The following is an 8,476-nucleotide window of genomic DNA, read 5'->3' on the forward strand; positions in this document are numbered from 1 at the left end:
GGCTACCTCATCGGAGGCGTCTGTCGTAGACTTACTCTTCACCTAGAAATTCAAAGCGGAGCTTGAGGTTTATGAAGACCTTAGAAAAGCGGAGTTCTTCAGCAGGACGCAACTCGAATCGAAAACGCAGGCGACTCTTTGAGCGTCTTGAAGATCGGAGGCTTCTCGTCGGAGGAGCCGGCCTGCCAGCAGACATGGTTGCGGATCCCTACGCATTTGTCGGGGACCACAGTGGTAGCAATTCAGAAATTTGGGACATGCAAGTTGGTGGGCAGACAATCACGGCGGCAGGTTACGGTGATGTAGCGAGGGAGAAACTCTCGTTGGAAAAAGGGCAGTCGTATTCAATCAACGTTAGTCATTTGGGTACCAACCGAACGGATGGAAACGGCAACCCCGATCCCGATTATGACTATCGCGCATGGGTCGATAACAGTGCTAATCCCACGTGGACTAGCGGTAGCGGGACTCCTTCTGGAACAGACTTTTTTGTCGAAGACCCATCAGGCTTGCTTCAGAGAAGATTTTTCGGAAGCGGGACCAATCATGCGACCGGAACAGCAACACTCCACGTTCCTTTAATTGATCTCGATGTTGACTCTGACAACAGTGGTGCGATTGATGGCACCGCAAGTGAGGACCACCTCGAAATTAGCAACCGAGATGGAGTGTTCGTGCAGGTTCTCGTCGGCGATTCGGACAATGACGGTGTTCTCGACAACATGGATTTCAACGGAGTCACGGGAGCGGCGTTTACTCCCATTCAGATCAAAATGAGTGCCAACGTCGGTGTTGCTGGAGGGACGACCAGTCTGACGTTTGATTTTGATGACGCCGGAATGGGACAAACTGGAGCGTACCGGTTATGGAAAAAAGATGCGCCGCAGGGCCGCAGTGCGGCTGATCTGGTAGCGAGCGGCACTCAGATTTCAGCTGGCGACATTGGCCTGGCGCCGGGGGGAACAGTCACCCTTTACCTTGAAGCTGTAAGTGCAACTTCGCGGCGGACGAACTTTGATCCGATAGAAGTGACGGCAAGTATTTCCGGAGGCAGTTGGACAGGTTCGTTAGTCGACAAGGTGCACGCAGTAGGTGTCGATTTTGATATCGACGCTAAAACGATCAGCCAGAACGCTGTTTCTGGTGAGTTGGCTGAATCCAAAGAACAGACAGACGGTGCTTTTGTGCTCGTCAATAATGACGACGATGACTACGACGCCAACAACACAGCGGACGCTAGCCAAACCGGCGCGATTGTGGGCGAGAACGATCTGTTGCCCATCGTCTTAAAGGACCAACCCAGAGGAGGTGACTACACGCTTAGCATTCCCCAACATCTAAGAGTGTGGCGAAATGCCGACCGCACGGATCAAATTCTATCCTCGACGTCAATTTCTGCTGCGACACAGACCGAGCTCTATGTAGAAGGGATCGCGGAGGCAACTGACGAGATCCAACTCAATTGGTCGAAAGGTAGCGCGAGCTTTCAGAACACTGACCGAATCAAGGTGACCGCGTTTTCCTTGTCGGGACCGCTAAATGTCCCGGGAAACTCGATCTACACGTACATGGTTTCTGGCGTACAAACGGGTAGCTGGGGGAACGCTGCTGGCGGCAGCGTACAAGTTTCGTCCGCCACTTCAGCTGATGTGAAATGGGCCAACACACCCGCGGTGGGCAATGTGGTCTACGCTCCTACCTCAGAATACTCGTGGGGGCTCGACGTAAATGTCGTAGCCATCAACTTCGCGCCCGGTAGTACAGTAACGTACACGTCCGGAAATCCGGTGCAGTCAGCGGGACCAGGTGGATTGCTAATCAAATCGGCAGCACAGCCCAATGCAATGCGTGCAGATCTTGGCGTAAGTTCTGTTGTTGGACCGACTGTCAATGGCAGTCAAAGGGGACGAAAGTTTATTGAGGTCGGCGTCACCCACCAAGCACGTTTCGTCAAAAAACATGCTGTCGCTATCAATCAAGGGCAAACCATTCGGCGTATCTCAAACCTCGAGAATAGCCAATGGTACAATGATCTGTTTCAAGTTTCTGCCGCACCATGGGTAGATGGAAATGACAACCACGTCTTGGATATTACCACGGACACTCAAATTGTTGACGGCAACAGTTTTGCAACTGGCCTGTTCGCAACCGGCGATACACCACAAGTAAAAGCGTCAGACACCTTCAATTTTGGTGGTGCCGTGACGAATTTTGAGATTCTGATGGAACACCGGAATTTCGTTGCAGTCAGAGCCAAAGGTCCAAATATAAATGGATCAGCAGACGTGTTGACTCAACTTGCCGCATGGGAATGGTCTTTTGATGGGAGTGGTTCGGTCGACGCTACGCTTGCATACACACCTACGGGCCAGGGCGTTCAAGGAACGCAGGTGCAATTTGTAACTGACGGACGACGCGTCCCCTCAGTTAGCGGCAACATGCCTCAGCTTCTGCAAAACCAAACTTGGACAACACAATGACACGGATTCTCGGGATTTGGAGAAGAGCCATTTCCGGCGTTATTGTTTCGGTTCTATTGTGCGGTGCCGGAAAAACCTCAGATATTTGGGTCGCTGACATCGAAGTCATTCGAATTGACGAGTCGACTCAACCCGCGGTCGCATTCTGCCAAACACATGCCCCCAAGCAGAAAATCATTGAGCTACCGATAAATCCAGGGTTGGAAGGATCTGGATTGCAGTGGCATTTCGAACCACCTCTCGAGGTAGGCGATAAGTTGGTTTGTTTCTTGCGAAAAGGGCAACGTAAACAATTAACACCTCACCCAATTTTCGAATTGGAATTGACATCCCTTTGGGGGCAGCGTGCCGTTCGAAAACGAGCGGGGATGCCCGAGACTGCGAACTTCCAGCATCTAAAAGAACTTGCCGGATTTGTCGAGGACACCACTGGAGAGAGTTTGACAAAGCACACAAACGGTATCCAGAATTCGAACCCAATGATCATAGCCTGGTCAGCGGACCAGTTGGTAGCGAGTCGTCATCCGGAGGCTGGTGGAGCAATCAAGCGATTGATCGATGGTAAGTGTTCAACAAGCACCCGAGCGGCGTCTGAGTTTGTTCTGATGAGCTTAGAGGATGAAGAATGGACAAAAGACCCTCGACGCGAGGAGAATTTTGTTCGTGCTGCAAAAGCAGTTGCCTCACAACGGGACGTGCCTCGATTGGCGATCTTTTTGTCCTATCAGGCGCAGAGAGGCCGACTTTCCTGGAAAGTTTTTTCGAAGACAGTTCGCGCGTTGGCTTTCAACGCACCGGAAGAGTTCCGTGAATTTGAAAAACATTGGATTCAGATCGGACGTTGGTACATCGTTAATGCTGAGACCGAAGAGCAACGGAGTGAAATTGAGAGTCAGCTGAAACGCTGGCAGTAGCTCAACTGGCTACGCGTGGCTTGCTGAACTGTCGATACTCCGCGAAGCCATGGAATACATCGGCGGCATTTGTCGCCCGGATCTTTTAGCGTCAGCTAGGACGTCGGTTCGAATTGGCCCCGCCCCAAACAAGAAGTCCAGATTGGGGGCGAACTGAATTGCATCTTGAAGATGGCAAGGGCCACAAAAAAGACTTCCGATAGTTTTCGATTGCCATTCTTTTTCACCGCGTATAAAGTGGGTTATACGCGGTTAAAAGGACACGCGAAAACTTTCCGGGTAGGCAATAGGAAGAACGAGAATGAACACCACGGACAGGATCCAAAAACGATTCGATGAACTGGCAACCGAAGGCGAAGCCATTCTTCAGTCAATGTCCAAGACGATCTCAAAAGTCCGGTCCGGTGGTGCCTCTTCACCGGGAATGTTCACCACCCCGGTGAAAGAACGGAATGTGACCAAATACAAGGTTGACGGATCCGCTGTCGTCGAATGGGAAACGAAAGCACTGTCGTTGCTATCACGCTGCCCGGGAAAATCATCCACCACTTTTGAACGGTTTAAAGAAGCCATTGCGGTTGTTGGCTCCAATCCCATCGCACGATTCAGCTCGAACCTTTCCATCTTTCGCGCAGCGAAAAGTGATTTCGAAGGTGGGTATTTGTTCGATCTTCGCAAGCTGATCCATGCCGAGGTTTTCGCCGACGAGTTAGACCTAGCTGGTCACTACCTCGAAAACGATGGCAAAACGGCTGCTGCTGTTGTGGCTGGAGTCGTGCTCGAAACAACGCTCCGGAAAATCGTTGCGGACAATGGCCTGACCGGATTCTCTTTGAGCCAGATGAATGACAACCTCCGCAAAGCAGACATCTACACCAAGATCATCTGGCGGCAAGTCAAAGCATGGGCAGACATCCGCAACGCGGCGGCCCATGGAAGTGCAGACCAAATCGATGCCGAAGATATTGAACGGATGATTGCCGGGATACGCGACTTCGTTGCCAAACACATGAGCTAAGGAGAGCCCCTTGAACAGAACTGATTTGATCACTTCACCAATCAATGCCTTGCCGCCGGCCTTCGGTGGTGCGTTGCCAACGGACTTGGTTGAGCTTCGGCCGATGATCGAAGGTGCATTTGAAGCCTGGCTCAACAAAACCGAAAGCACGGCGACCCGAACTGCTTACCGAAACGACGTCGTTCAGTTCCTCAAATTCTGCGGAATTCAGCCGGAACAAATCGAAGAGATGACGCAAATCGTCCCAGACGATGTGACCAAATGGCGTGACCATCTCTTGGCATCCGGAGGCAGGACCGTTGGCAACCGCGAGCCGGCCCCCGCTTCCAATGCAACGGTTGCGAGAAAAATCACTTCCCTGCGATCGTTCTTCTCGTTCCTGCAAGTTGGTGGTTACCGGGGCGGCAATCCGGCACACCCCAACTTCGTTAACGCACCTTCGGTTCCGGACGAAGGCGTCACGCCAGCCATTCATCCAAAGTCGCTTGGCCTGCTTCTCAATTGTCCAGATGAGGAAACGCCTGCCGGCATCCGCGACCGAGCGATTCTTGCCGTATTCGCCTACATGGCTTTGCGTGTCGATGAACTTCATCACATCAACGTTGGGAACATTGCTCGCGATGGTGAACACACCATCATTCGGATCAAGGGGAAAGGCAACGAGATCCGGAAAGGCGTGTTGCCACCGATCGCCGCGACACCAGTGAACGCTTGGATCGAACTGGCCGACATTGAAAGCGATCGCCGGGGTCCCCTCTTTCGCCCAGGCAACTCGGCGCGCGGGGCTGGAAGAGACGGGTTTGCTCGCAAACGACTTTCAGTCCGTTCGATTCAGGAACTGATCAAGAGATACTGCCGAGAGGTCGGCATCGACGAAGCCGTCAGTGTTCACTCGCTCCGCGTGACGGCAGCTACCGAAGCGGACAAAGCCGGTGTGCCGTTAATCGCAATTCAAAAGTGGCTGGGCCACAAAGATCCCCGGACAACCTTGCGGTATATCCGGGGACATGAAGACCTGGACCGCAGCCCTGCGTACACAATCCGGTACGGATAGTGGTGAACCCGAAAATGGACAATCTGGATTCTAAAAGTCCACCGGGGTTCTCCGCTATATCCAACAGGGAGACAAACTGAATTTCAATTTTGTTTCCCCCTCCCAAGGAACCAACAATGATTCATTTATTCGGTCGCGGCATCTGCCCCTTCACGAACTTTGCTATCGTAAAGATCCTCAATAAGTGGTCCAAAACCTTCTGGGTAGAATTCGCCGACCTCCGAAATATTCGCACCTTTTTCAAGTTGTTCCAAACACTCGAAATACCGTCGAATCTGTTCAGACTCCATTGTCCGGAATCGCTGTAAAAAGGATTGAGCCGCGAGACGGCGACCGGCGTCATTCACTTCCATGGGGTCCAGTTTGAAAATATTAGTTGCCAGAGTACGACCAATTTTCGAGATTTCGGACACCTGGGACGGTGTCAGACCAAAAGAATCAGAGACAAACGTAATTTTAAATGCATCGAATCGATGCAATTTGACTAAATCACCTACCAAAACTTCCAGCTCTTCGGGGTCCAAGATTCGCGTTATCTCTTCCGAAAAATCTTTTGTCCTCTCCTTTTCTCCTTCAATCACCGATGCGAGGAACCTTTTTTTACTAGCCGAGCGGGACTGGTCGACGAGTCTAAAAATCTCCTTGTCGGTACTGCGCGCATCTCGCCGCTCAGTGAATGCTGCACCGATCGCATCTGCGTGGTCTTCAAACTTTGTCAGAAGTATTTTCTCAAGACCTATCGATCGGTCAAGCTCGTAAGCTCGGCTGTAGACTTGCGCCACCATTTGCCCAAGCGACATGTCTGCGTCTAATGTTCCCACCCCGAAACTTCGGACCGGACGAGAGTGCCAACTGTCTTCCAGCATTTCAAGCTTTAGCACTTCTGGAGGTACCAATGGTAAGTCAGGTAATGAAGATGCCGCGTCTTGGGAAAATGCCGTCTGAGAAAGAGCAATTGCACTTCCCAAAATGGCAAAATGGATCAATGAACAAGCGGTTTTCATTATAAATCCTCTAAGATTTTTCCGGTGGGTGCAGTCCGAGAACTTTTAAATCCCGACAAATACTATTTTCAAAGCGAAAGCATGCTCGGTAATTTTCCAATATGTCCCGCTATTTCTCTTCAACCAAGACATCCGTTACTCTGTCACCACATCCCAGAATTGACTCTCGCCGAAACCGGTCATGAAGTCATAGCCCGATTGGACATGAGCCCACTCCATTTGTTGATTCGAATATGGGTCAGTCCAGTGATGCGTCACTCCGACCTCAGCTCCCCAGGTCTTGTACCTCACCATGCGAAACTCAAACTCCCAAATTGCCTCAAACTCCCAATCGTCTGTTGTCTGATTAGTTCCCCATAGTGGGTCTGAATGAACGCCGTAGTATTTATATGTATGTTCGCCTTCGTGGACGCTGTAGGTGTACCCCCAATTTGCGGGAAGAGTCGCGTTGTCAAATGAAGCGCTGGGACCGAGTACGTAACTGCAACCAACGTTCAGGAAACCGACTATTTGATTGGTCCCAGGGTGAGTGTATGGATCCCGCAGCAACGGATTTGGAAAAAGCATGTTTGTGTAATCCGGCGACTTCGCTGGGTCTATTTTGCAAGTGACACCGAGAAAATTGCTTTCGCCGTTAGCGTCGGGCGCGTGCAGCACAGGGCCGGGATCGGGGTTCAAGAATGGATAGGATTGCTGACCTTTCGCTTCGTTGATAAAGCAAAGCGAAAAGATGGCAACGGTACAAATCAATCTTTTTCGAGTCATCAGTCTATTCCAGCACGGGTCTTGAAGAAGTTATGCAGACTGAACTTAGGCGATGACGACGCCAGCCTAAACGTCATCAAACAAGTCAAGTGGATCGCGACTTGGGTTATACCCACCGCCCTTAACGCAGATCTTAGGGACGCGGGACCGGCTAAGCAAGCTGGTAATTAAAATGAGCGGTTACGTACTTGGAAGAAGTCGAAATCAACCGACTGCCTGTGACCAGGGTGAAGAGCCAAAGTTGCCGCTGAGCGTCGGGAAGAATATCGAGTTTAGTTCAAATGGACTGGGCTTGGTTGATCCTACGAATCCTGACCCAATGGGTGTTTCAAAATCAGCCGCCGAATGCACTCCTCTTTAGAAATCCCGTACTGCTCCTCCATATCGGCAAGCAGCACGTAGTCTGCAACCGCTCAAGGCCGCCCCAGCCATCTCTGGAAATTTGCTTGACGGTCGCCGCAACTTAGGATCCCTATCATTGCACCCCCACCTGGATATCCGTAGAATACCCCGTTTTGCGTATACACTGGGCAACTAGGGGCGGGCAATCTTGAGCAACAAGGCTAAGACGCAAACGGCACCACCACCTATCAATCGTTTGACAGGAAAGCCGTTCGATTTTGCCGCACGAAACATTTTGTCTACCCAATTCAACATGGGCCCTCTTCGGGCAACATGTTGGGCGATGTTGGCAGCACTGGCACCAAGTCTTCTTGTCATCGGCATGTCTGCAACTAGTGAAATGCCAGCTCTCCCTCTTGCCCGTTTTGCGATGCTCTCGTTTGCTACGGCTGCGTTTGGGATCTGTTTCATGCTGACCCGGCAGTGCTTTTCATGCGTCCGCTCGATCGGATATCTCAGCCGCCGTTTGACGAAGGCAGCCGCCCTGACTGACGAGGGTTCTTACAAACAATCTTTGTTGGATACCAACGAACTTGTTGAGGGCACACTCCGAAGTGAAATCAATCGCTTCATTCATTTCGTGTGCTGGTCGGGAATATCCTTTGGACTTTTCCTCGTAATTGCGACAAATTTCGTAGGCATAACCCTCACATCATACGCAGACATCGTCGCTTACGAGACGCTCATTGATCAAGTGAGCGGAACAAATGGCACGTTGGTGATACCGGACAGTCTTCGAAGGCAAAAGAACATCAACGCGTTTTCATTCAAGGAAACGGTTCTTTTTGGCCTGAGTGTACTGACGCTTGCAATGGCCGCTATTAAGGTGTTCCGTTCAA

At 51.2% G+C, this 8,476-nt stretch carries 7 protein-coding genes; 5 read left to right on the forward strand and 2 right to left on the reverse strand.

Going from position 1 to position 8,476, the window contains the following annotated elements; all coding sequences use genetic code 11:
- Positions 1-71 precede the first annotated feature (71 nt).
- The 4 genes from CEE69_RS31100 (at position 72) to CEE69_RS31115 (ending at position 5,466) form a co-directional block, all read left to right on the forward strand.
- Complete coding sequence (locus CEE69_RS31100) at positions 72-2,480, forward strand: hypothetical protein (protein ID WP_099264394.1); 2,409 nt, start codon at positions 72-74, stop codon at positions 2,478-2,480.
- Between the two features lie 368 nt (positions 2,481-2,848).
- Entirely contained in the window at positions 2,849-3,394 is a 546-nt protein-coding gene (locus CEE69_RS32280) for a hypothetical protein (RefSeq protein ID WP_143549393.1), read from the forward strand.
- A 301-nt stretch (positions 3,395-3,695) separates the two neighbouring features.
- Entirely contained in the window at positions 3,696-4,412 is a 717-nt protein-coding gene (locus CEE69_RS31110) for a DUF4145 domain-containing protein (RefSeq protein WP_099264396.1), read from the forward strand.
- Between the two features lie 10 nt (positions 4,413-4,422).
- Positions 4,423-5,466, forward strand: a complete 1,044-nt coding sequence (locus tag CEE69_RS31115) for a tyrosine-type recombinase/integrase (protein WP_099264397.1) — start codon at positions 4,423-4,425, stop codon at positions 5,464-5,466.
- Between the two features lie 125 nt (positions 5,467-5,591).
- On the opposite strand, the gene CEE69_RS31120 is transcribed toward CEE69_RS31115, so the two are convergent.
- Positions 5,592-6,470: a hypothetical protein gene (locus tag CEE69_RS31120; protein ID WP_143549394.1), complete on the reverse strand. Its 879-nt coding sequence runs from the start codon at positions 6,468-6,470 to the stop codon at positions 5,592-5,594.
- Between the two features lie 135 nt (positions 6,471-6,605).
- A complete protein-coding gene (locus CEE69_RS31125) occupies positions 6,606-7,235 on the reverse strand; it encodes a hypothetical protein (RefSeq protein ID WP_099264399.1) in 630 nt (209 codons plus the stop codon).
- Between the two features lie 550 nt (positions 7,236-7,785).
- On the opposite strand from CEE69_RS31125, the gene CEE69_RS31130 reads away from it, so the two are divergent.
- On the forward strand, positions 7,786-8,476 hold a 691-nt coding region (locus tag CEE69_RS31130; RefSeq protein ID WP_143549395.1), incomplete at its 3' end, for a hypothetical protein.

It is taken from the genome of Rhodopirellula bahusiensis, assembly GCF_002727185.1.
In the GTDB taxonomy this organism is placed as follows: Bacteria; Planctomycetota; Planctomycetia; order Pirellulales; family Pirellulaceae; genus Rhodopirellula; species Rhodopirellula bahusiensis.